Genomic DNA, 25,550 nt, shown 5'->3' with positions numbered 1-25,550 from the left:
GCGGCAGCCATTCCTCTGGGTTAAGGAGCGCCATGCGTGTTGATTTCCGATGTGATGTGGACGAGGCGTTCGCCTTATCCCGACGGCCCCGTGTGTGTGGGGCCAACTGATGACTATAGATGCAGGAGCGCTGGCCGGGCAGCGCTGTGTCGTACTGGGCGCAGGCGGCTTTGTAGGAACGTCGCTATGTCGGCTACTCAACAGTAATGGCGCAAACGTTGTGGGATTTGGCAGGCGGTCGCGTATCGATACTGCCGTATTTCCAGGGGCCTGGGTCGACGGAGAATTTAACGATGCTCAGGCGATCGCTCAGGTTATAGATAGTGCCGATGTTGTATTTCACCTGTTGGGAGGAAGTAACCCTTCGGCGTCTAACCGCGACCCTGCAGCCGAGTTACAAACATCGTTAGCCACCAACCTATCTTTGATAACTACGGCAATTCGAGCGAGAGTTGGCAAGCTAGTCTTTGTGTCGTCTGGCGGTACCGTCTACGGCGCTGCTACGCATTTTCCGATACCCGAGGATGCTCCAACGGATCCTATCTCAGCCTATGGTCTCGGCAAATTGACGATCGAGAAGATGCTGCGAATCTACAGTATGATCGACGGGCTGGATTATACGATCTTACGAGTTGCTAATCCCTATGGTCCTTTCCAAATACCCAATCGACCTCAGGGTATTTTAGCAACAATTATTCAACGAGCATTGCATGGTAGCCCCGTCGAAATCTGGGGCGATGGTACTGTCGTACGCGACTATCTTCACGTCGAAGATGTGTGTGACGCGCTGGTGCGTGCTGCCGCGACGAACGCAGGCAGCAAAGTGTTCAATGTCGGATCAGGTATCGGCCGATCACTGAACGAGATAGTGGCGTCGGTATCCGATGTGCTCGATGTAAATATTTCGGTCGTTTATAAGGCTGGTCGTTCTGCTGATATTCCGACCAATATTCTTGATTGCACGCGCGCCCAGCAGCTTCTTGGCTGGACGCCGCAGGTCGACTGGGCTGAAGGTTTGCGTGGTACGGCTGACTGGCTATCTCGACTGGGGAAAGACTAATTTGGTCAGAGTTGGGCCCCCTGTGTCCGATAAGTGTCATTCTCGGACACAGGGGTAGCGCGCGAAAAAAGGGCGTGGCACACACTTTATATGGCCACGCATCACCCCTTTTCGATTCTCCCAGACGATCCCGATCTTGCGGTACCTTCGGCATCGCTCGTGACGGCGAATGAGCGCGAGCCGACGTTGCCTGCAATCCTCCATGAGAAGATTGAGCGTGCTGCCGCGTACGCTAAGGCAGCCCGTGCCGGCGCGACACGTCGCGCGTATGATTCCGATTGGGCAATTTTTACGGCGTGGTGTGCACAGCACGGTTTGGGCGCGTTGCCGGCAAGCCCCGAAATCGTCGCGGTGTTTGTGAGCGACCAAGCCAGTACGGGGCTCAACCCGTCGACAATCAACCGACGGGTAGCTGCGATCGGGCATCATCATCGTGCAGGTGGGCATCCGGCGCCTACCGCCATGCCAACGGCTGGTCGCCTGGCCGAAGTTCTGGCCGGCATCCGCGTCGAACACGGCGGCGCCAAACGTCAAAAGCGTCCGGCCGATGCTGCGGCGCTGCGCAACATGCTAGCGACAATTGAAGGTGATGGCCTTCGAGCGCTGCGCGACCGCGCAATCCTTGCCATCGGTATGGCCGCCGCTTTGCGCCGTTCCGAAATCGTCGCGCTCCAGGTCGAGCACGTCGGAATTGTACCCGAAGGACTCCGCCTGACGATTGCTCAGTCAAAGACCGACCAAGTCCGGCGAGGTGCGGTTATCGCCATCCCAGAAGGATCGCGTATTCGACCAAAGGCCCGCCTTCTCGCATGGATGACATCGGCTGGGCATACCGAGGGGGCAGTTTTCCGCCGCTTATCTCGTCTGGATGCGCTTACGCCGGCGGCAATGTCAGATCGTGCAGTCGCCCGATTGGTCCAGCATTATGCAGCGGCAGCTGGTTACGATCCGTCGCAGTTTGCAGGGCATTCTTTACGCGCTGGATTTTTGACTGAGGGTGCATCGCAAGGTGCTACGATATTTAAACTTCAAGAAGTAAGCCGACATAAGTCAGTTCAGATTTTAGCAGACTATGTTCGCAACGCTGAACTTTTTAAGGATCATGCGGGTCAGGGTTTCCTGTAAGATGCTGAAATATAATAGCTAATGCTAATCCGATATTCTTCCGGGTCGGTACGTTTTGTAGATTATAAATCAGACATGCCTACATGTTGGATAGTGCCCATGTCGACATGACGACACATAGGGTTGTTGAGATGACGACATGTTGACCTATCTAGCGCGAATGTGTGATTGTATACATGTCGGCAGGTACGCTGACAAACGGCGCAAGGCATCGGCAGTCGATTTAGTTTGCGGATCATGCAGAGCGTCCCTGACCGCTGGCCAAGAGGATCCGTGACGATCACGGCGGACACGGACGACGGCGTGGAATCGGACCATCAAGATTCATAGGACAAAATGATCGCGACCTATCCGCACCAGTCCTTGCGCCCGCAGCGTCGTCAACATGGCGTCTTGATTGACTGTGGCCTCTCGCCTTCGATCACCAGGTTCCCGCATATCGCCATCGTTGGTATGGATCGCATTTTTTAAAGAATCCAGGTACCAATTAAGGTTTAGAAGAGAGAGATTTAGCATAATCGCTGATATAGGGTTTGAGGGACTGACGTATGTAAATGAATCGATATTGCATGATGATACAATAATCTGTCGCTGGGATTACTTGAGGGCCGATGGGGATCAGATTATGCTTCCCGCCTAGCTTGGAGTTTTGGAGATGCCGCACACATCCGAACTTTTGAAACGTTTACGGGAAGCACTGGCTATAGCTGATGCGGCAGACGACCATTTGGTCGCGGCTTATCTAGCCTATCCTGTCGAGCTTCTAGAAGCACGTCAAGACAAGCCCCCGTCAGTATCCGGTCCGCCTACTAAAGGCTGATCATTTCCCACAATCTTCATTTTTTCAATTAACGTACCCACTCATGCCGTACTGGCGCGCCATCTAAGCCGGATGGGAGGTTCGGAATTTCTCCGTTCGGGTTGTTCGAGCTTGCGTGGTAAAAGCGCCGGGCCTTATGGGGCAGGTAGCCCGGCCTGATCGAGGTGCAGATACAGTGAGCTGAAGTCCGCGACTGAGCGCATATGCTCCCAGTCTGTAAAACTGAGATAGCGCTTGTCGCGATAAACGAGGCCGTCTTCTGCAAGTAATTTCAACGTGCGGTTGACGTGTACACTGGTGAGACCAGTAGCATCACCAATCTGTTCCTGCGTCATCGGAAGTTCGAAATTTTCCCCGTTGTTTAACCCAGCGAATTTCATACGGGTCGCAAATTCGCACAGCAGATGGGCAATTCGTGTGCGCGCGTTGCGGCGCCCGACGTTCATAACCCATTCGCGGAAGACGGACGCATCGACGAGTGCGTCGATCCACATTGCCTGCGCCACCGCTGGACGCTCCGTTGCCAGCACCCGAAGCCCATCCCTATCGACATCAGCGGTTTCAAGCTTCGTCAGTGCCTGCACATTATGATCGGCTAGCTTTAAGAACAGATGCTGGAGGTCAAGGATGTCGCCAGGCATATGGAGCGAAACTATCTGGCGGGCCCCCTGTGCGGTGAGTTTTTGCCGATAAGCAAAACCCGACAGTACAAAGCTGCAATACCGCTTCGCTAGCTCGCCTTCACGTATCAAATAGGAATTGGGTTCGTACGTCCGGGTCACGTAGGGAAGTGCCAAAATAGCGTTTTGGTCCTCGGATGACAAAACATTCCGAGAAGCGAGCTTTCTTACTAGCTTTTCCATAGGATGGTCGGTGTTTGACATGCAGCGCTCCATTGGGCGGGAGCTCACGCATCTCTCAGTCGCCAAAACCTAGGTTAATCCTGCGCTAGGTAAATAGCCCTAACATGGATTTCGTTGAATTAGATAACATAGATTATATGTATATACACTCGGTAAGATGCAAGGCGATCGCCTCGCTGGACCATTCCAGTTGAGCCAGACCCGCGGCTATCGCTAACCGGCCAATCGCGGTGGAAGCGGCTGCGTCATCGAAGGTTAGGCTTGCTGCCAGTGGGGCTCCCGGCGCCAGCTTCATGATTGATGCGACTTGCGCGCCCGCACCCGAACAGGCGCCGCGTTGGCGGCGTGATGCTTTAGGAGATCGTCAAGGCTTGTGGCTGCCGGTTGTGGAAAGAGTGCTTCAAGACCCCCCTTCTCATCGCAAAGCCACCGCGGACTGGATCACGTCCTCAAACGATGCCTTACCCTCGTTCTCTAGTCGCTGCCAGGTCCGGTAAGCGATTGTGGCGCGCTGCGCCGCAGCCTGTTGGGTCCAGCCCATGGCAATGCGGCTAGCCCTTAATCGATTCGCAAGCATGTGTTGAATTTCTGAAAGTGTTTTCAACCAAGACCAAATATGATCAATTAAAACACCTAAATACAACATAGTTATCCATATATGGACAATTATAGATTGTACTTCGAAGTCAATAAGCTACCGTTTAGCCCTATTAATCTACAGGCGCTAAGGATTCTGACATATATTTACCTAAAGTAAACGTTCACGGACCTGGGTAAATTTTCTGTTCTTCGGAGGGTACTCGTAATGCGCGGCGAAGACCCATTGAGCTCGAGGCGTTCATTTCCTAACCTCATGAACGCCGGAAACTCACCTTCAGGTTGGATGAGAAAGCGAGGGCCCCTCACCCGACCCGCAGTCGTCGGCATGCAGCATTACGCGCTTGGGAAGGGAGTGCGCGGCTGTCATGCACTATCGCTGGCTGCTTCTGGGGCGGCCTTGTTTGTGCGTCGCGTTTATAGCTTTGGCGATGGTTCACTTGGTCGGGCTCACTGTTGACCGACGCCGCCACTCGATCAGTGACGATCAGCCCGTGCGTCCGCTACTTTCCATAGGACATCACCAGCGTCATCAACGACGAGCAGGCTGCCATCGGCCGTAACCGCGGTCGCACGCGGCCGCCCGCGCACCTCGTTCCCATCGATAAACCCCGTTAGGAATGGCTCAACGGAGCCTGTTGCCCCGCCGTTGTTGAACGGGACGAACACGACGTCATAGCCCGCCAAGGCTGACCGCTCCGTTGAGCCATGCCGCGCGACAAACGCGCCGTTGCGATAGCGCGCCGGAAACGACGTGCCGCGCCCGAACGCAAGCCCCAGTGCGGCGACATGTCCGCCAAGGGCAAAATCGGGAGCAGCAACGCTGTCGAGTGATACGGGAGGCTTGGACACGTAGCGAGCGTCCTGATGAGCTCCAAAGTAAGCGAATGGCCAACCGAAATGCTGCCCGCGCCTGACGCTCGTCAAATAGTCGGGGACAAGTTCATCACCCAAACCGTTTCGCTCGTTGACCGCTGTCCAGAGCATCCCGGTATCTGGTTCGAAAGCCATCCCGACCGGGTTGCGCAGTCCAGCGGCATAGACGCGCAGCCGATTACTGCGGATGTTCAACTCGAGAATGTTGGCGCGCTGACGCTCGATTGCCCTGCCTCGTTGTCCAGCGTCCGACGCGGCACCTATTGCGACGAACAGATGCTGCCCATCCGGAGCGGCAACCAGATTGCGGGTTAGATGAAGTTCCCCCTTTGCCGTTGGCAAGCGCACATGGACCTTTAGCGGCACAGTTTGCGGTATTGCGACCTGCCCTAGTAGGAAAGGCACGGAGACGACGCGATCGTTCTCGGCGACGTAGAGTCGCCCTCGAACAATGGCCATCCCGTAAGGTGCTTTCAGACCGGACAAAAGGGTCGAACGGAACTCGGCAACGCCGTCACCGTCTCGGTCCCGAAGCAGGTAGATGCAGTCCGAGCCCCTGCCTAGCCGCATCTTGCCGCCTCGCGGATTAGCCCCGGACTGCGCGACGAGAACGTCGCCGTTCGGCAGTGGTACTGCGTTCAGCGCTGCGCCAAAACCTCGGGCGAATGCTGTGACGCGCAAGCCAGATGGGGCTATCGGGGTTTCTCCATCTGCGAATGCACGCAGCTTTGGCGTGAGCCGAACTGGAGGTGTTGCATAGAAGTCCGGCAGTGCCGGCGCCGGACCGGTGACCGGCATTGGAATAGATTGAGCCTGCATGGCGGTAGGTGCAACGCACGCAGCGAGCAGGATTTGCACTCTCATCATTAGCCTCCGTTGCCGCACGGGCGAAAGCCCGCCCGCCACCCACAGGCGACCGCAAAAGGTGCGGCACCGTGCTACTTACGTGGATTAAGATGAATGGCCAGTTGCAGCATTAGACCGCTCATGGGCGGCCAAGGGGAGCGCCAATTGCCTAGAGGAAGATAGTGTCCAAACCGGCAGCAATCGCCAAGGTCATCGAATGGCGCACACTGGTCGCGGCGGTCCATAGCTGAGCTGTTTTACTGGGAATATGGTGGGCGATGACGGGCTCGAACCGCCGACATTCTCGGTGTAAACGAGACGCTCTACCAACTGAGCTAATCGCCCCTTTCGGGTGGGCGGCTGATGCCCAAGCCGGGCGACCGAGGCAAGCTAAAAAGGTTTGGCGGTCATGCAGTCAGCAAGTTGGCACCCCCTGGTCGCCACGATATTACCGCTGCATCGCATCGCATCGCATCGCATCGCCGCCGCGATCAGACAGAGCCATGAAGACGCGGGGGCGGTCGAGCAGATCGGGGCGGCGTTCGAACAATCCAGCGCCGGTCATCGGCGCTCTCGACATCTCCGATGCTGGCAAGCACAAGTGTTCGAGAGCAACGCCCGGCGGTGTACCCGCGCTTGGACGCACAACTCACCGCGCGGGGGCTCTGATGCCTGAGTTCACGATGCATCCGCGTGCATCTGCTACCACCCTGCCCCCGGCAAACCCGTCTTCACAGTGCGCGCGGGCACGGTTAACGCGCTTTGCCATGTGTTCGGGCCAGACAATCTATCTCCCTATGCCCCCGAGCGTGATGGTCATGGCTTCGGGCCTTTCTGGATGAACCCTGCCGTTATCGAGGGGAAACCACCAGATCGCGCCTAAACATCAGCCAACGAATTTCGACGGTCAGATGGCCAGGAGACCCACCGTGACGGCTCTCGACCTTACAGAATCCAGACGCCGGCACGTTCCGAACTTCAGACGCTCATCCATTCGGCGGTATTGATACAGCGCGTTGCCTGCTGACGCTGCCACCATCGTAGGGTTTCGGACGTCTAATGCTTATAGAAGGTCTTGATCTCACCGTGGAAACGGTCATCCTAGAACTCGACTGGTGCGATAGTTGACCGACAATGAGGGCCGCAAGGCCAAGCGGCGATGGTCTGATCTGAAGATTTTGACGCACGGCACCGATAGATAAAATATAGACTATCACACTCACATTGAAATTGCTTTTCATAATTAGACGGTCATAGATTAACGCAATTGACCTGGACTGGACCGTACAATTAATGATTTAGCAGCGGTTAGGTTGCAAAAACCCCGACGATCGGATAATTGATATCTCCGAAATGGAGACATGAATGTCAGACGACGTATACGCACCGAACCCAGTAGAACTGGCAGCTGAATTAACTATTGCTTGGTTGGGCAACCCTAATACGCGTACCTCCGCTGATGACGTACCAGCCTTCCTCGGTAAAATGTACGAAACTGTTTCATCTCTCGTAGATGGAAATCGTACGCCATCTACGTCCGAGACAGAAGTCAAAGAATACTCTCCGGCCGTCACGGCCCGTAAATCCCTCGCTAACCCTAATGTCATTATCAGTATGATCGACGGCAAGCCCTACAAGGCACTGCGCCGCCATCTTTCGGCTAACGGTATGACCCCAGCCGAATATCGTGAACGTTATGGCCTTAAGCCGGACTACCCTATGGTCGCTGCCGCTTATTCAGAAAGCCGTCGCGCAATGGCTAAAAAGATCGGATTAGGGCGAAAGCCAGGTCAATCCAACGCTGCAATGGCTGGTACCAAGCCATCTTCCGCATCGCGTAAGAGCAAGGCCGAGGAGGCAGCAGAGGAATAAACTCGTTTGATCCTTGGCGCGCGCGGTACGAATACGAACACGCGCCTTCGGATTTTTCCCAACCGTCTCAAACGCTAAGGAGACTGTCCGGGCGGCGTAGTCTGGGGAATCGACTTACTTAGAGAGCCTCAGCGCGCCACTCGTAATGATCTACACAGGTGAATTTTCAAACGATCTCGATGGTATGTTGGAATTTTTCTCGGTTTGGTTCGGTGAAAGCCGTAATGGCAGCCTGAAGAGCAACGCCCCGGTAGTAGTCGTCATTCAAAATTGCGCCCGCTTCGGTTCACTGGGACGTGGTTCCGTTCACTAGGCCACGTGGACAAAGGGCAGCCACAGCGTAACTGATGCGAGCGCGACGAAGCCGAGATATGACTCTGCTGTCTTGTCATAACGCGTTGCGACACGGCGCCAGTTCTTGAGCTTGCTGAACAAACGCTCGACGAGATTGCGCCAACGGTATTTCTCGCGACATGCGGTATCGGTATGCGGCGGTTACTTTTGGTTGGAATGACCGCCTCGACATCCGCCCTGGCGAGTTCCTGGCGGATGGCATCAGCGTCATAGCCCTTATCGGCAAGCAGGGCCTCGATCCGGTCAGCCAGCATCCCGAACAAGGGCCCGAAGCCCTTCACGTCGTGGGCCTGGCCCGGCGTCAGGACGAAACATAGCGGTCGCCCCTGACCGTCACAGCGGGCGTGCAGCTTGGTTGTGAAGCCGCCTCGCGAACGGCCGAGCCCCTCGAATTCTTGATCCCTTTTTTTAGCCCGACGGCGCAGTGGTGCGCCCGGACTACGGTGCTGTCGATCATGTCGGCGCTGACATCCCGCTGGACGACAGCGGCCAGGGTCTCCAGCATGGCTTCGAACACGCCCGTCACGACCCAGCGACGATACCGCCGGAACACGCTGTTCCACTTGCCATATTCATCCGGCAAATGCCGCCATTGCGCGCCTGTCCGCGCCATCCACACCATGCCTTCGAAATAGGGCCGGTTGTCTCCCGCGGGTCGGCAGCCACGTCCTCGCTCCGACGGCAGCAGGGGCCCGATCAGAGCCCACTCATCATCCGAAACCCCAATCCGCTCGCCCAACGCCGCCTCCAAAAGACAGCCTTGAATCAACCGATCAGACGCGCGTCAACCTTTGTCCACGTGGCCTAGTTGAGCTACGCTGGCCCTTGCCGAATGTGGCGACGTAGACGACCATACTCAAACTCGGGCTTCCGTCGCTGACCCAGCGCTCTCTTCGAAGCGGAACGGTCGACACCGCGCACCGAACGGCATGCACCAGTTACTTCTAGCGAATGCAGCGCGATCGTGACGCCACATATTGAAAGGTGCTGCCATCCGGTTTCTACGGAGGCGAGTGACCGCGCAAAACTGCGGGCGTTGCCAAATTCCGGCCGTCGCCCGCCAAGAGGACAGTAGAGCGAACTGCTCGTCCTGTTCCGCAAAAGCGATACGTCACATTCGGTTCGTAGCCCAACAACCAAGTTATTGGATTGAGCCTAGCGAACCGGATGGCCCCGAGTTTTCCGTGTAATACCACGAAGTCAGATCGCGCCCTCGTGGAGATCGCCGTAAGGGCACACGTTTTCCTCGTGAAAGCACGAGAAAGAGGGCTTGGAATGCGGTGTGCGACAGACCGGAACCGTCGCGTCGGCCCAGGAGCGGTGCCAGTTCGCCCCAACCAGAGCCTCGTCCGCTAATGTTCGTGCTATCACACGGAAAACCCCCTTTCCATTGGACAAGCGTGGGACGTCGACACAGGTTGAACGCTGTTCAACGCGAGTTTGGGATCATGGGTAACGTTTCGGTTTTTCAAGGCGATCTTTTTTCGCTGCATAGTCCGCTATACGGCGATGTGCAGGGCGAGCGCACCGTCGCGGAATTTCCGTTCTTCGCATTGTCGAAAAAGGCACACATGACGCCAATGGTTTTCGAATCAGGCGAAGCTCGGATTGAGATCAATCCCAGTAAAACTGGTGTTGCTACCATTTATGACAAGGAAATCCTGCTCTATATCGCTAGCCTTATGGCTGAGCGGGCTGAGAAAGGCGAAAAAGCCGACCGCATTATGACGTTTACTGCTAATGACCTTTTCCGCGTTACGGGTACAAACTCATCCGCGCGGTCTTATACATCACTTAAAGCATCCCTGAACAGGCTGCAGGGGACGCAGATTGTCACCAATATCGAAACCGGTGGTGAAGGATCAGACAGCTCATTTTCTTGGCTACTTAAAGCCGATATCAAGTACATAAAAACGTCGACGGGTGAACGCCGCGTAAAATGGGTCGAAGTCATGGTATGTGACTGGCTGTATCGAGCGATTTTAACGGATCAGCGGATTGCCGCATACCACCATGATTTCTTTAAGCTTGGTCCCATCGAGCGACGTTTGTACGAGCTCGCTAAATTTAACTGCAAGGATGATGGCGGCTTTAACCTTGATATTGGTGAACTAGCAGCGCGGGTTGGATGCGCTGCGGACCGGCGTGGCCTCGAATATTTTAAGAAGCAACTTCGCGAAGTGTCCGAACAGGACAGTCTTCCCGAATATATGCTCGATGTGGTCGAAACCAAAATACCGTCGCCACGGGGTGGGCGGCCGCGGTTGCATACTACCATAGGTTTTCGGCCAAAAGCGGATCTCGCGCTCGTTGAGGACGCAACAGACGCATAACGCGTTTGCAAACCCGCGAGTTCAGGGGTTTTCCGTGTAATAGCACGAACGCAGATGGTTCGTTCTCACGATTCATAACGACGCTGTCAGCCTCGAAGCAGGGTTTTCCGTGTAATAGCACGAACATTACCTGGGTTTTCCGTGCGAAAGCACGAACCTTGACGCTTTGCCATGCCGTCACAAACCGCAAGGGTAGGTCAACGGTTCGTATCGTTCGTCAGATTGGATTTTATCGATCGGTCGAGTGGCAACGTGACCGTTAAATCATGGCACGGGGCCAAGGGGGGATGGACGATTTTTAAACACGATCATGCGCCCCGTACACGGAGGCCACGACACGCTGTTCAAGCTGGCGTCTGTCCCACTTTTACCTGTGCCACCGATAACGAAGGAATGGCTGTGACCGGATAAAAGGAAACCCGGCACAAAGGCCGGGCATCCCAGAAAGCGCATACTAGGCTCGTGCCGGCAAGCACGAACGATCGTCCACAACGATCTGCCAAATACGCGCTTTTAAGATTGAATTCAAGGATGCGCGTTTCGTGCCACGGCTGACTTTTGCCTGTTTCCCGCCACCTCAAAAGGGGAACGGACGATGGGAACTATTACTATAGGCGACGCCGCGCTGAAGGCGTTCGGCATGCTGACGCGCGCGCACTCATCGGCGCGGTCGGGTGCACCGCACCGGACAGGTGCGCCTGTGCTGCGCGATAGCCTTGAGGCTGGTACTTTCGAAGAGGTATTCTGGACGGCACCAGCCAAAGGCGAAACGGATCGGCTGCTGCATGTCGCGCGCAAGACCCTCGATGCGGCGCGGCGCCTACGTCGCGATGCGCGGTCGGGCCACCGAACTTTAAGTGCTGTAGAGCAGGGCATCAGCAAGCTGACCGGTAGTGCCGTTAGGGTCTTTGAAGAGATCCTCACCCTCGCGCGTTTGAACCGTGGCCGCGTGTATCCCTCCTACGACTATCTTGCCCAAGCGACGGGACTTGGACGTGCGACGGTCGGCCGTGCACTCGCGGTTCTCGAAGCCATCGGCTTTCTCGTGCGACAGCGGCGTTTTCATCGCTTAAAATGTGAAGGGCCTGGGCCTCGGTATGGGCAAACCTCCAACGCCTATCGGCCGCTGATGCCCGGCAGCGTGAGATCCTATCTTCCACGATGGATGCGCCCTGCCCCGCTGCCGGATGACGCAGTCCAACATCACGCTGATCGTATCGCGGAAACCAATGCGATGCTGGATACCCTCACCTGTCGAGAGCTTGCGCATATCACTGTCGATGGGCCGCTCGGTCGGATTCTTGCTAAATTAGGCGATGCAATCGACTGTCAAGAACGCGAAGCTCAAAACGGGTCACAACCGCTAACGAGATTATTATTAACAGCAAATCAATAGTGTTGGCCTAACCGGCCAACGCGCTCGCCTGACGGCAAAATGCGGCGAAAACATCAACAAAAAGAACCGGCAACGCACGCTGAAAAACCTGGACGCACCGACGATGTCGGCGCGCATGCTCCCTAGTGGGACCATGCGGCTTACGACGCTCGAATATCAGCAGCTGCATTTGCGGATCGGTCTAGACAGGCAGTATGTTTTCGAGGCGTCAGTTCCCTTGCCGGAGATTGAACATGACAGCTAGCTTGTCTCAGGACCGACACCGCCCTTGAATCGATCTGAAATCTGAAACTGAAGGAAACATCAAACACGTATTTTGTCGCGGCTGCATCATGCCGCTTGCGTATTCGGCAAGGTACGCTTAACCGCAGCGCCGTCGGGGAGTGGCGCAGGCTGGTAGCGCACCTGGTTTGGGACCAGGGGGTCGCAGGTTCGAATCCTGTCTCCCCGACCATTGTTATGCAGGCACAATCACCAGCGTAGATCGCCATACTTGTGGTCATCGTACGAACGTTTTTTACGCATATGTAAGACGCTGTGAACGCGATTTTGACCTCTGCATCGTGTCGGTTCAGCCATAAGAGCTTGCTCCCTACCGGCATGTTCGATCGCCGGGCGAACCCCGTACCACCCTAGCGAACTTCAAGCGCAAACGCGTTCGTGATCCTACAGTCTGGACCTGTCAAAAGCTAAAGCTTGCGACAAAATCAATGCGATTCACATGCCGTTAGGGCGTTGTCAGTACTGAGCAGATCAATCGGAAACGTTGGACCCAACATGATTGCAGATACACGCGTGGTAATAATTGGGCTCGGTTATGTCGGGTTACCACTTGCCGTTGCCTTAGCTCGGTCATTCGAGACTTGGGGAGTTGACGTTGATCGTGACCGTGTTGGCCAACTTGCACGCGGCTATGATCGCACTGGTGAAATCGATACGGACCGTCTCCGCGCATCAAGTCTGCACCTAACAACCAATCCAGCAACATGTCCGGATGCCGACTTCTATATCGTTACCGTGCCGACCCCGGTCGATGCCGACAACCGCCCCGACCTATCTATCTTGATGGCTGCAACACGGACCGTCGGCGGAATGCTGAAGGCTCCCCAACGTTCGATTATCGTCTATGAAAGCACTGTCTATCCCGGTGTGACCGAGATATATGCGGCCCCGAACTGGAGCGAGTCAGCGGCCTTGTCTGTGGCAAAGACTTTTTCCTCGCCTACTCGCCGGAACGGATTAATCCCGGTGATCGGGAGCATACTATTGATAGGATTACGAAAGTCGTTTCCGGTCAGACGCCACGCGTGCTGGATGCGGTGGCTGACCTCTACGAACAGGTAACAAGTGGCGGCGTGTTTCGTGCTGCTTCAATCAAGGCGGCTGAAGCCGCTAAAGTTATCGAGAACGCACAGCGCGATATCAATATTGCGTTTGTTAATGAAATCACTCAAATCTTTTCCAAGATGAACTTATCAATCTGGGATGTTCTGGTAGCAGCTGGTACCAAATGGAATTTTCTGAAATTTGAGCCAGGTTTGGTTGGGGGACACTGTATCGGTGTCGATCCATACTATCTAGCACATCGCGCTGTCGAACTTGGCTCGCATCCGCGCATCATCCTAGCAGGCCGCGACATGAACGACGGCATGGCTACATGGGTAGCAAAAGACGTGCACGACTGGCACGGGTCTGGACCTGGGCGCGTCCTCGTGCTTGGCCTGGCATTCAAGCAAGACGTGCCGGACCTTAGGAATTCTAAAGTCGCAGATTTAATTAAGAGTTTTTGCGAGCTCGGTTATCAAGTTGAAGTTCACGACCCGGTAGTTTCTTCGGAAGAAGCGACGCACGAGTACGGTTTTGAACTAGTGATAGAGCCTAATAAAATCTATGATTTGATTGTCTTGGCTGTTCCTCACCGCGAGCTTATTAGTGATTTTGACAGGTTTGCTAAACTACTTGCTAGCACAGGTGGCATCGTCGACTTGAAAAACGTTCTTGCGGCGTCCGGAAAAATTCCGCCCGGTGTCAAGCTTTGGACAATGTAGCATCCCATCTTCGCTTGCCGGATACCCCTGCGCTTGGCTACGGATCGCTGATCCAGGGAGAGACCTCATGCGCGTTCTTGTTACCGGCGCGGCCGGGTTCATCGGCTTCAACGTCAGCCGGCATCTGCTCGCGCGCGGTGACACGGTGCTCGGCATTGACAGCCTCAATGACTATTACGACGTCACGCTGAAGCATGCGCGACTTACTGAGCTTGGTAAGCTTGGTAGCGGGTTCAGCTTCAAGCAGGTCGACTTCTCCGACCACGTCGCGCTGGACGCCGCGCTCGTTGGCGAGCATCTAGATCGCATCGTCCATCTCGGCGCACAGGCCGGCGTCCGCTATTCGATCGAGAATCCGCGCGCCTATCTCCAGGCCAATCTTGCCGGTCATCTGAACATGCTCGAGATCGGCCGGCACCGACAGGTCGAGCATCTCGTCTACGCGTCCTCCTCCTCGGTCTATGGCGGCAACGACACGCTGCCGTTCCGTGTCGAGGACCGCGTTGACCAGCCTTTGTCGCTGTATGCCGCGACCAAAAAAGCCGACGAGCTGATGAGCGAGACTTACGCCCACCTCTACCGCCTGCCGCAGACCGGCCTGCGGTTCTTCACTGTTTATGGCCCCTGGGGTCGGCCCGACATGGCGATGTGGTTGTTTACCAAGGCAATCTTCGATGGTCGACCAATCGACGTGTTTGGCGAAGGGCGAATGCGGCGCGACTTCACCTATATCGACGACATCGTCGCCGGCGTGGTCGCCTGCCTTGACAATCCCCCTGCCGACGACGGTGCGGTCAAGGCGGGCGGCAGCATCAGCCCGCATCGGATCTACAATATCGGCAACAGCCGCTCTGAAGATCTTGGCGAGATGATCGCGCTGATCGAGCAGGCTTGCGGTCGTACCGCGGAGCGCCGACTGCTACCGATGCAGCCAGGCGACGTACGGGACACCTTTGCAGACATAGGCGCCATCCAGCGCGATCTGGCATTTGTACCTCATACAACAATTGCAGAAGGTGTGCCGCGTTTTGTAAGATGGTACCGTGAGTACCATAATATCGAAGGTATAGCACGCAAATGAAGTTGTCCGGTGCTTAGCCGTCTGAAATTCGCACGTTCAAGCGATTATAAATTGCCTGGTTAGCAGTACGGAAACTGACGTGCTTCTCGTGCGGCCCATTAAGCACCACATGGTGTTCCTACTGTACAATCACGCTTTCAACCAAAAACGCCAGCGCACTGCCCTTGTAGAGAAAGTATTGCGCGCCACAGGCTAATTCTATGATCGCGCCGAAGCGCGGACGAGTTATTGATATCGCCGAGACCGTCCCCAGGAAGCGGCCCGGCGCGTGGGACACAGGGGCTACCGCCTTTCTTCCGAAACGAAACACGACCCCGTATGGCCTTTACTGACCGACGACGATCGCCGACTGACGCTATTGCTCGCGCCCACTGCGATCTAGGTGTTTGATCCCGCGATTTGATGGTCCGATCCTTTCGTTAGAATGGAAGGAAGCAGTATGGAACAGGTACGTCACGGGAGCGCCACGACACGTATGCCGTCAGAGCAGCAATACAGCGATCGCAAGCTTCGCTCTCGACGCTGAGCCGAGAGCTCGGGATCAACCCGAATACAGTGGCGAAGTGGCGTAAGCGAGCGACGGTTGAGGATTTGAGGACCGGGCCGAAGGCCCCACCCCTGCCGCTCGACGATTGCCTCTATGCGTTGCAGCCGTCGATCCCGCATCTGACACGGTTAGCCCTGCACCGCTGCCTGCAGCGGCACGGCATATTCCGTCTGCCAGATATCGAGGGCGACAAGCCTAAGCGACAGCGCTTCAAGTGCTACCCGATCGGCTTCTTTCACATGGATATCGCCGAGGTTCAGACTGCCGAAGGCAAGGCTCTCCTGAGATCGTCCAAGGGCTCTACCTGTTCGTCGGCATCGACCGCACCAGCAAGTTTGCGGTCACCCAGCTCGTCGACAAGGCTGACATGCGGACGGCTTGGGAGTTCCTCGAACTTCTGCTGAAAGCCGTGCCCTGCCGAATTCATACGATCCTGACCGACAATCCTGTCCTGAGCGAAGTCGAACGGGGCATCCAGTTCGCCGAGCAACCGCGCAACCGCAACACCACCTGGTCGCGTTTGTCCCCATGTAGACATGAGGCGGTCCCTACGGGTATCCACCTGCACAGTAGCGCCCGCCTCGGCCGCAGCTGCGATAAGCGGTAGTTGCGGTATGCCATACCATCCCAGTGGGTATCGACGTCAGTTGGCGACGCAGGTCGATTTTTGCTAGTCCCCTGCCCTGGGGCTTACCGTAATAGCGCAGAAGGCGTGACGCGACGATCTCTGTTCAAGATCGAGGAAACGCGCAGTCGGGGGGCGTTCAGGAGCGCTGCGAGCAATGTTTAGCGACGTCATAAAGCATTTGACGCCGCTGGCACAGTCCGGGAAGATTGTGCAGACGTCGTAGCACGGATCGCGATCTGACCCGCGCAGACGGGCACAGGTCAGGCGGATATATGCCGCGTCGAGCAAACCCTAACCATAGACCATCGATCTGAGCCAGAACGTCAATACGCGGCATTGGCATCTCACCACCACTCATGGCCAAGATACATGGCGAAGCGCAGGTAGGGTCGTGTGCATCGTTTACATCGAGCGCGGCCAAAGCGGATCGTTTTTGACAGTTTTCGGCAACCGATGAATTAGAGCCACCGCTTCTCAAAAACATCGGAACTGTTAGTTCGTGAACCAGTGTGCGTGCGAACAGAAACTGACCCTACATACGTCGCCTCGCCGGCCATCAGCATCCTCCCTCTTGGAACATGTCGACATGTCTGTGAGTGGCCGTGTCGACGATCGGTCTGTCGGCAACCGTTCTTCTAAGGCGTGACGAGCATGATCGTCAGATAGTTACGAGCCTTTGGGTGCCGTAACGGCGTGCGCTCATTTGACCCATGAAAATGGAGGCGGCCATGCAGGGGGGAACACCTTCCAACTATAACATGTCGACATGTGGCCATGTTAACATGCCGACTAAACGGCAGATCGATCTCTCAACAGTGGGGATTCTCATATCTCGGAGGCGCAACAGGTCAACGTGTCTTCCTGTCGACATCGGTGCTGCCTCGATATGCGGCCAAAATCGATATGACCCGTGACACCCGGATCCCACAGTGACACTCCTTGGCTTGGTAGCCATTGGGCCCGGTTTGGTGCAGTGGAGACATCGTACGGTACCGCGGTTTAGTGATAAATGCCGTCCATCAGCTTGTCGACATGTAGATATATCGATTGCCCAATGAACTAATGCATTAACGAACTGATACTCCAGTTAATTTAACAGGTCGGTATCACGACCTGTCCACAGGCAGACACGTAGACACCCGGGTGCCTGAAGATTCCGTCCCCTTTAACACGCAAACGACCCAATGAGTCGACATGTCTGCCATCCGATCTGTCGACGAACCTGAATGTCGTATTGTCGACCTGCTAATTGTGGTCCGTACCGGGGCCCTGGATTGTCGGAAAGGACGTAGCTACCTGTTCCTACGCGATTTCGGAGGTGGCAACGAAGCTTCTACCTTGGCGCGCCCCGAACTGGGGGCAGTCTTTCAAACGTGGAATTCGTGTGCCCGCATGCAGATCGCGGCGCTGCCATGCGGGATAACGAACGTTAAGTCGCCAACCATACTCCTTATAAAGCCGTCATCGCCGCGGGCCGGTTACCACGGAAAGATCTACCCCTGACTTTCGAGGATGCGCTCCCGTCCCTCGGTCTGGAAGGCCGCTCTGCCAAGAGGCGTGGCGCCATACGACGCAACCGCTGCCTTAAGGCGGCGTTGTATACGATCGTCGCGGATATTAGACCGATCAGCTCAGCCGCATCTATGAGCTGGACCTGGCGCCGGCCCAAGTTCGTCTGCTCTCAGTTCGCGGTTAGGCTAAGATCGTCGTAGCGATTGCGAGCGATGGCGTTGGTGCCCAGCACCAAGGCAACTCATATTTTCAATATACCTTGTCCTTCCGGTCCGGTTTGCGGCCAAGACAAGCACACCCAAGTTCACTGGGCAGAGTCACGCGACGGTAAATACCCAAGGCCTACCGCCCTGCCCTGCCCTGCCCTGCCCTGCCCTGCCCTGCCCTGCCCTAACACGTTCACGAACCGGATGCCGTTTACCCGCCATGCCTGTGCACCCGCATCCCTTAGATGTTGGCGAAGATCCGGTTGAGGGAGCAAGTTTCATCTAACCGACTGTGTTCTCAGCATAATATGATGTCCGCATGCGTTGTGCAGGAGGGATAGCGGTTTATAGACAAGTCGACAAGTCGACAAGTCGACACGCCGACCAGCATACACGCCGACCAGCAGACATATCGACACGTTGACGGATCGACGGGTCCGATTGTCGACGTAGCTCATTGGGCGACATTCATCCGTCCTATTTTAGCAAAGTTGGCATGTCGTCATGTGGACTCGTTAGATTGTACCAGCGATCGCAATCATCAGTTAGAAGGGGGAACGCAGGCAAGAAGAGGCTGGTGCGCCATCTCGCTGCTGCCGCTTACGATACAGGGCGCGTAGCTCTTGTCCTCGATACCGACCCCAAGCCACCGCCGGCCAATGGGCTGCCTGGCGCTAGGACGGGCCTCCGGAGGTAATCGACAGACCACCATTGCGCAGAGTCATGCGACGGCAAATTATGAAGGCCTACCGCCCAGCCCCCCCACCGCCCTAGCACGTTCACGAACCGCGTGCCTTTTACTCGCCATGCCCGTGCCCCCGCGTTCCTTGGTGCGTTGACGGGGATCCGGTTGGTGGAGCCAGTTCAATCTAACCATCTGTGTTTTCGGAATAATATGCCGTCAGCATACGTTGTGCCAAAAGTGATTGAGGTGCGTAGACAAGCCGACACGTCGAGCGGCAGACACATCGACACCTAGACGGCTCAACAAGTCCGAGTGTCGACGTAGCTTATTAGGTAAAATCCATTCGTCCTCGATAGCGAAGTCGACATATCGTCATGTGGACCCATCAGGTTGTATCAACGTTCGCAATCATCAATCAGAAGAGCAATGCAGGCAAAACAACACTGGTGCTCCATCTCGCTGCTGCCGCTCACGATGCAGGGCGCGTAGCTCTTGTCCTCGATACCGACCCTCAAGCCACCGTCAGCGAATGCCGCCTGGTGCCAGAACGCGCCACAAAGGTAGTCGACAGCGGTCATGCGACGGCAAATTTCCAAGGCCTACCGCCCTGCCCTGCCTAGCACGTTTACGAACCACATGCCTTTTACCCGTTATGCCTGTGCACCGGCATTCCTCAGTGCTGTTGCCGGGGAACCGGTTAATGGAGCAAGCGCCCTCTAACCGGCTGTGTTCTCGGAATAAAATGGCGTCCGAATGCGTGGTGCCATGGAGGATCGCGGTACGTTGAAAGGTCGACACGCCGAGCGGCAGACACATCGACACATAGACGGATCAACAAGTCTGAGTATCGACGTAGCTCGATAGCAAAACTGCATCCAGCCTCTTTAACAAAGTTGACTTGTCGTCATGTAGACATGTAGGGGGGGGTATGCCAACGATCGCAATCATCAGTCAGAAGGGGGGCGCAGGCAAAACGACGCTCGCGCTCCATCTCGCTGCTGCCGCTCACGATGCAGGGCGCGTAGCTCTTGTCATCGATACCGACCCCCAGGCCACCGCCAGCCAATGGGCTGCCTGGCGCCAGGACGCGCCTCCGGAGGTAATCGACAGCCCACCGCCGCGACTTGCCGCAAAGATCGAGCAGGCGAGGGGGCAGGGGGCGGAGTTCATCGTCATAGATACGCCGCCTCATGCAGACAGCGCAGCGCGTGCTGCTGTAGAGATCGCCGATCTAGTCCTGATTCCTTGCCGTCCTAGCGCCTTCGATTTGTCGGCCATTCAAACTACGGCCAAGCTCGTCCAATTGCTCCGCAAGCCCGCGTTCGTTGTGTTTACCGCTGGCTCTCCCAACGCGCCACGCATGTACCAAGAAGCGAGCGAACTGGTGGAAGGTTTCGGTACAACGGCTTGCCCACTCTTTATTCCCGACCGCGCTGCCTTCCGCCATGCCAGCGCTGAAGGTCGCACCGTCATGGAGTTCGAACCCGAAGGCAAGGCCGCCGATGATATTAGACGGATATACAAGTGGACATGTCTACAAGTAGGCACTTTGGTTGGGTCGTCGAAGAAGCCTGCTCGTAAGAGTTCGGTACACAAGGGGAAAAACGTAGCATGAGCCGCAAGCCGTCGTTCGCCAACCTACGTGATCGTACCGCGCCCAACCCAATTTCGGAGGCGCAATCGCCGCAACCATCTGATCGACAGGGGGGCAACCAAATGCCAGGCGGGCAGGGGGGGGCATCCGTCCCAGCAAGCCGTCAAGGCCGTAAGCAGATTGCCGGTTTCTTCAGCCCCGAGATGTCGTTCGCGATGCATACGTTGGCCCGCCGGCAGGGACGAAGCCTTCAGGCACTGATGGCCGAGGCATTCAACGATGTTTTGCGCAAACACGGCGAAAGTCCGATCGGGGATTAATTGTGCGGTACGAACGCGTCTCAGAGCCCGACCGAAAATTGAGTTGAGCGATTTCAGTAGCTTGTGATTCACCGAGGGTTGCGAAGACCACGGGGATCACATGAGCTGGACCGAAACCGCTCGGCGCGAGCATGACAGAAGCAGGCTGCGCTATGCAAGCGACTGCACCGATGGGGAATGGGCTGTCGTTCGGCCGTTATTGAGGCGAACCTCCAGGGTGGGACGCCCCCGCAAGCACAAGGCGCGGCCCCTGTGGGATACGATCCAGTATATCGCATCGACGGTTGCCTATGGACGCAACTGCCAAAGGACTTTCCGCCCTTCACAACGGTACAGTACCATTTCTACCGGATGCGCGACAACGGCCTGCTCGATGTCATCAACGCGGTGCTGGTGGCATGGGTGCGGGTATCGCAAGGTCGCACGCCGGCGCCGACCGCAGGCGTGATCGATAGCCAGCCGGTGAAGACCACCGAGGCCGGTGAGCCTCGCGGATACGACGCGGGCAAGAAGATAGAGGGGCGCAAGCGCCATGTCGTGACAGACACACTCGGCAACATGCTCGAAGGCGTGGTGCACGGCGCCGATGTTCAGGACCGCGACGGGGCTCCCGGCCTGATCGAGCGATCCTGCGACGCGTATCCCACGCTCATCAGACTGTATGCCGATGGCGGCTATGTCGGGCAGAAGCTTGAAGCAGCGGTCGCGCACATTGACCGGCTGACCATCGAAATCATCAGACGGTACGACCTGAAAGGCTTTGTCGTCCTGCCCCGGCGCTGGGTCGTCGAACGCACGCTAGCGTGGCTCAGCCGATGCCGGCGTCTCGCCAAGGACTGGGAAGCCTCCATCGCCTCGTCCGAAGCCTGGATGGTCGTCTCGTCCAAAAGGCGAATGACCCGCCGTATCGCTAAACTCGAATTATGATTCGGGCTCTTAGGCATCAGAGCGTGGGGGGCCAAAATCCCGCGAACGCATAACCAAGCGCCGCGCAAAAAGCCCCATCTCCGATTGCAGCAGCAGCGCGGTGGCAAGTCCGATCAGCACGACTATCAGCCACCACCAGAGCCCTTCACGCACGATCCAGCCCATCAAAATCGCAGTGCTTTGCGCACGTTCGCCAAGAGGGGTGACCGCGCTCAGCAGCGCATGCCGCCAGCCTTGCGACCACAGCAGCCCGAGGGTTGCCGCCACCCCCCAGCCATAGAGCCTTTTGTTCGCAGTGCGACGCAGTGCAACCATTGCAGGTAGCAGCAGAACGAGGTGAACCACACGATAGCCGATGTTCTGTGCGGTGAAAAAACAACCGCATGTCAGCATTATGCCCGCTAACAGGAACGTCCGCTCACGCTCGCTCAACCGCGTGACATCCTCCCCTATCCAGTCGCGTAATCCCAGTCGTGCGCCCATCAAGATTGCGGCAAAAACCATGACGCCGTGTAGTGCCGAACCCATGAGATTTGGCCAGCCGATCAACTGGGTAAGGCCGCCCGCGACCGTGATCGATCCGAACATGTCGGAGAAATACGGTCCAGTCGGGATCAGCTGGAGTGCGCGCGCCAGATCATGGCCCGCAATTGCAATGAACAAAGCAGTCAGCGCGATCGATCCGGCCGTAACCGCGAAGAAGCGTCTTGGCCCCTCGCGCGTTGCCAGTGCCATCAGCGTCATCGGGTAATATTTGAGCAGACCAGCCAGCAGCGCCAACATGTAGGCGATGACACGCACCATCGGCGATCGACAGGCCAGAGTGGCAGCGCCCGCGGCGAGAATGAAGATTACGAGGTCGTTGTTCCCGCGCTCCACCGCATAGACTGTCGCCGACGACACGACGCCCAACGCGATCAATGCGACATCACGCCGGGTTCGCCCCGCCGGCAGCAGCAGCAATGCCGCAAGGAACGCGATATCGAGCCCGAAGCCGATCGGTTGCAGCCACCCGAGGGTCATGGGAAACGCCGCCAGTGTCAGCCACAGCGGCGAGTAATCATATACCCGGCCGAGATAGTCGCACGGGTTGACGACGAACACGTCGACTCCCTTTCGCAGACACCGGATCGCGGAAAGCACCGTATCGGTATCGAGGAACGGGAAGCTGAACACCTCCACGCCCCAGCCGCGGATGATCGCATCATAAAGATCGCGCGCGCCGCCCGCATAAAGCGCAGCCAATAGTATAAACAGGATCGTGGCCGCGAAGGCCGGCACCCAAAATGCCCGATTTCTCATTTTGTTAACCGCTACGCCTCTACCAGTTCTCAAGCGCGTATTGCGCGCGGCAGAGCATGCCGACAAGGAGCGAGACATGATTGGGGGCAAAAAAGTCACGGTGGTGCTGCCAGCCTACAATGCCGCAAAGACATTGCGGCAGACCTATGCTGAAATCCCGTTCGATGTCGTCGACGACGTCATCCTGATCGACGATGCAAGCACCGACGACACTGTCGCGGTGGCATGCGAGCTCGGCATTCATACGCTGATGCATCGTAGTAACCGTGGCTATGGTGGCAACCAGAAGTCCTGCTATGCCAGTGCACTTGCGCGTGGTGCCGACATCGTAGTCATGCTGCACCCCGATTATCAATATACGCCTCGGCTTGTAACAGCGATGGCCAGCATGATTGCGTCCGATCAGTACGATATGGTGCTGGCATCCCGCATTCTCGGGCGCGGCGCGCTGGTTGGCGGAATGCCCAGATACAAATATGTTTTCAACCGCATGCTCACGCTGGTTCAAAACATACTGATGACGCAGAAATTGTCCGAATATCATTCGGGTTATCGTGCGTGGAGCCGCACCGTACTGGAAAAACTACCATTGTCGTCTTGTTCGGAGGACTTTGTTTTCGACAATCAGATGATGGCACAAGCGGCATGGTTCGGCTTCCGGATAGGCGAGATATCCTGCCCGACCAAATATTTCGCCGAAGCATCGAGCATCAATTTTCGGCGCAGTTGTACCTACGGGATCGGCGTGCTGATGACCGCGCTCGATTACCGGCTCAATCGCTGGGGTCTCCGTCGCTCATCGATCTTCCATGGCAACGAGGCTCGCAGCTTTGACGATGTGTCGCTTCGCGCGGTGCTCGCGGTAGGTCGACGTTGAGGGCACCGCCCCGCGCGATCATCGGATCGGTGATCCTCGCCGCGCTGGGCGCCGGCGCCTTCGTCTCGCGCGGACTGCGCAATCCGATGACACAAATCGATAGCCTGCTCGTCGCGACCCAAGCGAGCGGTCCGCAAGGCTGGCTTGTCTTTGCCGCCATTCAGGTCGCTGTCGCTGCGTTGGGGATCCTGCCCGCCTCGTTGCTCGCGATTGCGGCGGGATTGTCCTACGGCATATGGCTGGGCTTTGCGCTGTCGGCGACGGGGACGCTTCTTGGCGGCTGGGTGGCTTTTTTGCTCAGCCGATCGATTTTACGGCCATGGATCGCCCAATTGCTCATGTCCCGCGATGGGCTCGCCAAGATCGACGCGGCGGTTGCCCGCGACGGTTGGCGATTTGTCTGCCTAATGCGGGTCTCCCCGGTAATGCCGTTCGCAGCCACCAGTTATGGGCTGGGACTTACCGGGATCGACAATCGCCAGTTCCTGCTCGGCACTCTGGCCTCTTTGCCTGCATTGTTGGGGTATGTCGCAACCGGCGCGTTCGCGCGCGCCGGGCTGGCCGTAACGCAGAACGATACCAGTCTGCTTCAGAGCGCGATGCTGGTGATGGGTCTTGCCGCAACGATCTTCGCAGGCCTGCGCATTCAGCGAATGTTGCGCTCGAGTCTTGGCGGCGGTGAAACCTTGATGAATGCGACGGTGTAGCATTTCTGAAACTTCGCTCGACGGTACCGCAGCAACGCTGTTCCTGGCGTGCATCGCTGCGCGAAAGGCAGCGTAGACAGGATGATCCGCGCCATCTTCAGCTCCAGTCATCGGACCTGGGTGCACGGCGCGTCTAGCACGACCTTCTGGCCGAAGGCCTTTCGTGTGGCTTGCGTCGCATCGAGCGATTGATGCGTGTGCATGGCCTGAGAGCGCGTCCGCGGCGTCGTGGCCTACCTAAGAGCCCGACTCATAATTCGAGTTTAGCGATACGGCGCGTCTCTCGCCTGATGGATGAGACGACCATCTAGGCCTCGAATGCGGCGTTGGAGGGTTTCCTAGTCCTTGGCGAGACGCCGACGTCGGCTGAGTCACGCAGGGTGCGTTCGACGCCCGAGCGCCGGGACAGAATGACAAAAGCTCACATGAGCGAAGTCGAAGGACCCGTTAGGTCGGAACATCTGATGATTTCGATTGTCAGCCGATCAATGTACGGCATCGCTACTTTACTCTTCTGGTCGGCATAGCCGCCACGGCATACATTCTGGTAAGTGTGGGTTACGCGTCGCAGGATCGCCCGATCAGATCGGGCGCCCCGTAGAGGTCCTGGACATCGGCGTCGTGCACCACGTCCCGAGCATGTTGGTCACGACGTGGCGCTTGCGCCCCTTTATATTCTTGCCCGCGTCGTATCCGCGAGACCCGCCCGCCTTGGCGGTCTTCACCGGCTGGCTATCGATGAATCCTTCGCTCGGCGCTGGCGTGCGACCTTCCGATACCCGCACCCATCCCACCAGCGCCGCGTTGATGACATCGAGCAGGTCGTTGTCCCGCATCCGGTACAAATGGTATTGCATCATTGTGAAGGGCGGAAAGTCCTTGGGCAGTTGCGCCCGTTGGCACCCTGTTGACGCGATATCCTAGAGCGCATCAACAGGGTCCGCGCTTTGTGCTTGCGGGAGCGTCCTAACCTG

General features: G+C 56.8%; 20 protein-coding genes, 2 tRNA genes and 3 pseudogenes. 17 read left to right on the top strand and 8 right to left on the bottom strand.

Annotation, left to right across the window (positions count from 1 at the left end; genetic code table 11):
- Positions 1 to 109 precede the first annotated feature (109 nt).
- Both SJY41_RS20805 and SJY41_RS20800 read left to right on the top strand, forming a co-directional pair.
- Entirely contained in the window at positions 110 to 1,060 is a 951-nt protein-coding gene (locus SJY41_RS20805; protein ID WP_380784289.1) for an NAD-dependent epimerase/dehydratase family protein, read from the top strand.
- A 90-nt stretch (positions 1,061 to 1,150) separates the two neighbouring features.
- Positions 1,151 to 2,185, top strand: a complete 1,035-nt coding sequence (locus SJY41_RS20800) for a site-specific integrase (protein ID WP_380784288.1) — start codon at positions 1,151 to 1,153, stop codon at positions 2,183 to 2,185.
- A 954-nt stretch (positions 2,186 to 3,139) separates the two neighbouring features.
- Here SJY41_RS20800 and SJY41_RS20795 read toward each other — a convergent pair.
- From SJY41_RS20795 to SJY41_RS20780, 4 genes are all read right to left on the bottom strand, one after another.
- The gene (locus tag SJY41_RS20795; RefSeq protein ID WP_380784287.1) at positions 3,140 to 3,889 is read right to left on the bottom strand and encodes a Crp/Fnr family transcriptional regulator; all 750 of its coding nucleotides are present in this window, start codon (positions 3,887 to 3,889) and stop codon (positions 3,140 to 3,142) included.
- A gap of 394 nt (positions 3,890 to 4,283) precedes the next feature.
- Positions 4,284 to 4,514: a helix-turn-helix domain-containing protein gene (locus SJY41_RS20790; protein ID WP_380784286.1), complete on the bottom strand. Its 231-nt coding sequence runs from the start codon at positions 4,512 to 4,514 to the stop codon at positions 4,284 to 4,286.
- A gap of 428 nt (positions 4,515 to 4,942) precedes the next feature.
- Positions 4,943 to 6,205, bottom strand: a complete 1,263-nt coding sequence (locus SJY41_RS20785) for a PQQ-dependent sugar dehydrogenase (RefSeq protein ID WP_380784285.1) — start codon at positions 6,203 to 6,205, stop codon at positions 4,943 to 4,945.
- Between the two features lie 251 nt (positions 6,206 to 6,456).
- A tRNA-Val gene (locus tag SJY41_RS20780) sits at positions 6,457 to 6,532 on the bottom strand.
- A gap of 1,020 nt (positions 6,533 to 7,552) precedes the next feature.
- Between SJY41_RS20780 and SJY41_RS20775 the strand changes: the two genes are divergently transcribed.
- Positions 7,553 to 8,059 (top strand): MucR family transcriptional regulator, encoded by a 507-nt coding sequence (locus SJY41_RS20775; protein ID WP_380784284.1) that lies wholly within the window; start codon positions 7,553 to 7,555, stop codon positions 8,057 to 8,059.
- A gap of 260 nt (positions 8,060 to 8,319) precedes the next feature.
- Here SJY41_RS20775 and SJY41_RS20770 read toward each other — a convergent pair whose 3' ends face one another.
- Together SJY41_RS20770 and SJY41_RS20765 are read right to left on the bottom strand one after the other, a co-directional pair.
- Positions 8,320 to 8,763 (bottom strand): transposase, encoded by a 444-nt coding sequence (locus tag SJY41_RS20770; protein ID WP_380784436.1) that lies wholly within the window; start codon positions 8,761 to 8,763, stop codon positions 8,320 to 8,322.
- Entirely contained in the window at positions 8,715 to 9,152 is a 438-nt protein-coding gene (locus SJY41_RS20765) for an IS5 family transposase (RefSeq protein ID WP_380784283.1), read from the bottom strand. The genes SJY41_RS20770 and SJY41_RS20765 overlap by 49 nt, the downstream gene beginning before the upstream one ends.
- A gap of 709 nt (positions 9,153 to 9,861) precedes the next feature.
- Here SJY41_RS20765 and SJY41_RS20760 point away from each other — a divergent pair.
- The 11 genes and pseudogenes from SJY41_RS20760 (at position 9,862) to SJY41_RS20710 (ending at position 21,690) form a co-directional block, all read left to right on the top strand.
- Positions 9,862 to 10,746 (top strand): replication initiator protein A, encoded by an 885-nt coding sequence (locus tag SJY41_RS20760; protein ID WP_380784282.1) that lies wholly within the window; start codon positions 9,862 to 9,864, stop codon positions 10,744 to 10,746.
- 595 nt (positions 10,747 to 11,341) lie between these two features.
- A complete protein-coding gene (locus SJY41_RS20755; RefSeq protein WP_380784281.1) occupies positions 11,342 to 12,142 on the top strand; it encodes a helix-turn-helix domain-containing protein in 801 nt (266 codons plus the stop codon).
- 377 nt (positions 12,143 to 12,519) lie between these two features.
- Positions 12,520 to 12,596 (top strand) — tRNA-Pro (locus tag SJY41_RS20750).
- 323 nt (positions 12,597 to 12,919) lie between these two features.
- Positions 12,920 to 13,246: pseudogene (locus SJY41_RS20745) on the top strand (nucleotide sugar dehydrogenase); the annotation flags it as partial.
- A 56-nt stretch (positions 13,247 to 13,302) separates the two neighbouring features.
- Entirely contained in the window at positions 13,303 to 14,190 is an 888-nt protein-coding gene (locus SJY41_RS20740) for a nucleotide sugar dehydrogenase (RefSeq protein WP_380784435.1), read from the top strand.
- Positions 14,191 to 14,257: 67 nt separating this feature from the next.
- Positions 14,258 to 15,271 carry an NAD-dependent epimerase/dehydratase family protein gene (locus SJY41_RS20735; RefSeq protein WP_380784280.1) on the top strand — a complete coding sequence of 338 codons (1,014 nt, stop codon included), beginning with the start codon at positions 14,258 to 14,260 and terminating at the stop codon, positions 15,269 to 15,271.
- 439 nt (positions 15,272 to 15,710) lie between these two features.
- Positions 15,711 to 16,305: pseudogene (locus SJY41_RS20730) on the top strand (IS481 family transposase); the annotation flags it as partial.
- 2,918 nt (positions 16,306 to 19,223) lie between these two features.
- The gene (locus SJY41_RS20725) at positions 19,224 to 19,469 is read left to right on the top strand and encodes an AAA family ATPase (protein ID WP_380784279.1); all 246 of its coding nucleotides are present in this window, start codon (positions 19,224 to 19,226) and stop codon (positions 19,467 to 19,469) included.
- A gap of 308 nt (positions 19,470 to 19,777) precedes the next feature.
- Complete coding sequence (gene parA / locus SJY41_RS20720; protein WP_380784278.1) at positions 19,778 to 20,464, top strand: ParA family partition ATPase; 687 nt, start codon at positions 19,778 to 19,780, stop codon at positions 20,462 to 20,464.
- On the top strand, positions 20,461 to 20,763 hold the full coding sequence (locus SJY41_RS20715) for a ribbon-helix-helix domain-containing protein (RefSeq protein WP_380784277.1): 303 nt from the start codon (positions 20,461 to 20,463) through the stop codon (positions 20,761 to 20,763). Before parA ends, SJY41_RS20715 begins: the two co-directional genes overlap by 4 nt.
- Positions 20,764 to 20,863: 100 nt before the next feature.
- Positions 20,864 to 21,690 (top strand): IS5 family transposase gene (locus SJY41_RS20710; protein ID WP_380784276.1). Its coding sequence is split into 2 segments (ribosomal slippage): positions 20,864 to 21,044 and positions 21,044 to 21,690, totalling 828 coding nucleotides; the frame shifts between segments, so codons are not numbered across the junction.
- A gap of 9 nt (positions 21,691 to 21,699) precedes the next feature.
- Here SJY41_RS20710 and SJY41_RS20705 read toward each other — a convergent pair.
- Entirely contained in the window at positions 21,700 to 23,070 is a 1,371-nt protein-coding gene (locus tag SJY41_RS20705) for a hypothetical protein (RefSeq protein WP_380784275.1), read from the bottom strand.
- Here SJY41_RS20705 and SJY41_RS20700 point away from each other — a divergent pair.
- The 3 genes and pseudogenes from SJY41_RS20700 to SJY41_RS20690 all read left to right on the top strand — a co-directional run.
- Positions 23,069 to 23,869, top strand: a complete 801-nt coding sequence (locus tag SJY41_RS20700) for a glycosyltransferase family 2 protein (RefSeq protein WP_380784274.1) — start codon at positions 23,069 to 23,071, stop codon at positions 23,867 to 23,869. The genes SJY41_RS20705 and SJY41_RS20700 overlap by 2 nt on opposite strands.
- A complete protein-coding gene (locus tag SJY41_RS20695) occupies positions 23,866 to 24,576 on the top strand; it encodes a TVP38/TMEM64 family protein (RefSeq protein WP_380784273.1) in 711 nt (236 codons plus the stop codon). The genes SJY41_RS20700 and SJY41_RS20695 overlap by 4 nt, the downstream gene beginning before the upstream one ends.
- Positions 24,577 to 24,686: 110 nt before the next feature.
- A pseudogene (locus tag SJY41_RS20690) lies at positions 24,687 to 24,818 on the top strand (IS3 family transposase); the annotation flags it as partial.
- A gap of 339 nt (positions 24,819 to 25,157) precedes the next feature.
- Here SJY41_RS20690 and SJY41_RS20685 read toward each other — a convergent pair.
- Positions 25,158 to 25,436, bottom strand: coding sequence for a transposase (locus tag SJY41_RS20685; protein ID WP_380784272.1), 279 nt, complete (start codon positions 25,434 to 25,436; stop codon positions 25,158 to 25,160).
- Positions 25,437 to 25,550 lie beyond the last annotated feature (114 nt).

This window comes from Sphingomonas sp. R86520 (assembly GCF_042466285.1).
Taxonomy (GTDB): domain Bacteria; phylum Pseudomonadota; class Alphaproteobacteria; order Sphingomonadales; family Sphingomonadaceae; genus Sphingomonas.
The sequence above is the reverse complement of the archived record's forward strand: the minus strand, read 5'-3'. Positions and strand labels throughout refer to the sequence as shown.

Coding starts and splice junctions, on each gene's coding strand:
- SJY41_RS20805 (WP_380784289.1), top strand. CDS start 110: ATGACTATAGATGCAGGAGCGCTGGCCGGGCAGCGCTGTGTCGTACTG.
- SJY41_RS20800 (WP_380784288.1), top strand. CDS start 1,151: ATGGCCACGCATCACCCCTTTTCGATTCTCCCAGACGATCCCGATCTT.
- SJY41_RS20795 (WP_380784287.1), bottom strand. CDS start 3,889: ATGTCAAACACCGACCATCCTATGGAAAAGCTAGTAAGAAAGCTCGCT.
- SJY41_RS20790 (WP_380784286.1), bottom strand. CDS start 4,514: ATGTTGTATTTAGGTGTTTTAATTGATCATATTTGGTCTTGGTTGAAA.
- SJY41_RS20785 (WP_380784285.1), bottom strand. CDS start 6,205: ATGAGAGTGCAAATCCTGCTCGCTGCGTGCGTTGCACCTACCGCCATG.
- SJY41_RS20775 (WP_380784284.1), top strand. CDS start 7,553: ATGTCAGACGACGTATACGCACCGAACCCAGTAGAACTGGCAGCTGAA.
- SJY41_RS20760 (WP_380784282.1), top strand. CDS start 9,862: ATGGGTAACGTTTCGGTTTTTCAAGGCGATCTTTTTTCGCTGCATAGT.
- SJY41_RS20755 (WP_380784281.1), top strand. CDS start 11,342: ATGGGAACTATTACTATAGGCGACGCCGCGCTGAAGGCGTTCGGCATG.
- SJY41_RS20735 (WP_380784280.1), top strand. CDS start 14,258: ATGCGCGTTCTTGTTACCGGCGCGGCCGGGTTCATCGGCTTCAACGTC.
- SJY41_RS20725 (WP_380784279.1), top strand. CDS start 19,224: ATGTGGACCCATCAGGTTGTATCAACGTTCGCAATCATCAATCAGAAG.
- parA (WP_380784278.1), top strand. CDS start 19,778: ATGCCAACGATCGCAATCATCAGTCAGAAGGGGGGCGCAGGCAAAACG.
- SJY41_RS20715 (WP_380784277.1), top strand. CDS start 20,461: ATGAGCCGCAAGCCGTCGTTCGCCAACCTACGTGATCGTACCGCGCCC.
- SJY41_RS20700 (WP_380784274.1), top strand. CDS start 23,069: ATGATTGGGGGCAAAAAAGTCACGGTGGTGCTGCCAGCCTACAATGCC.
- SJY41_RS20705 (WP_380784275.1), bottom strand. CDS start 23,070: ATGTCTCGCTCCTTGTCGGCATGCTCTGCCGCGCGCAATACGCGCTTG.
- SJY41_RS20685 (WP_380784272.1), bottom strand. CDS start 25,436: ATGATGCAATACCATTTGTACCGGATGCGGGACAACGACCTGCTCGAT.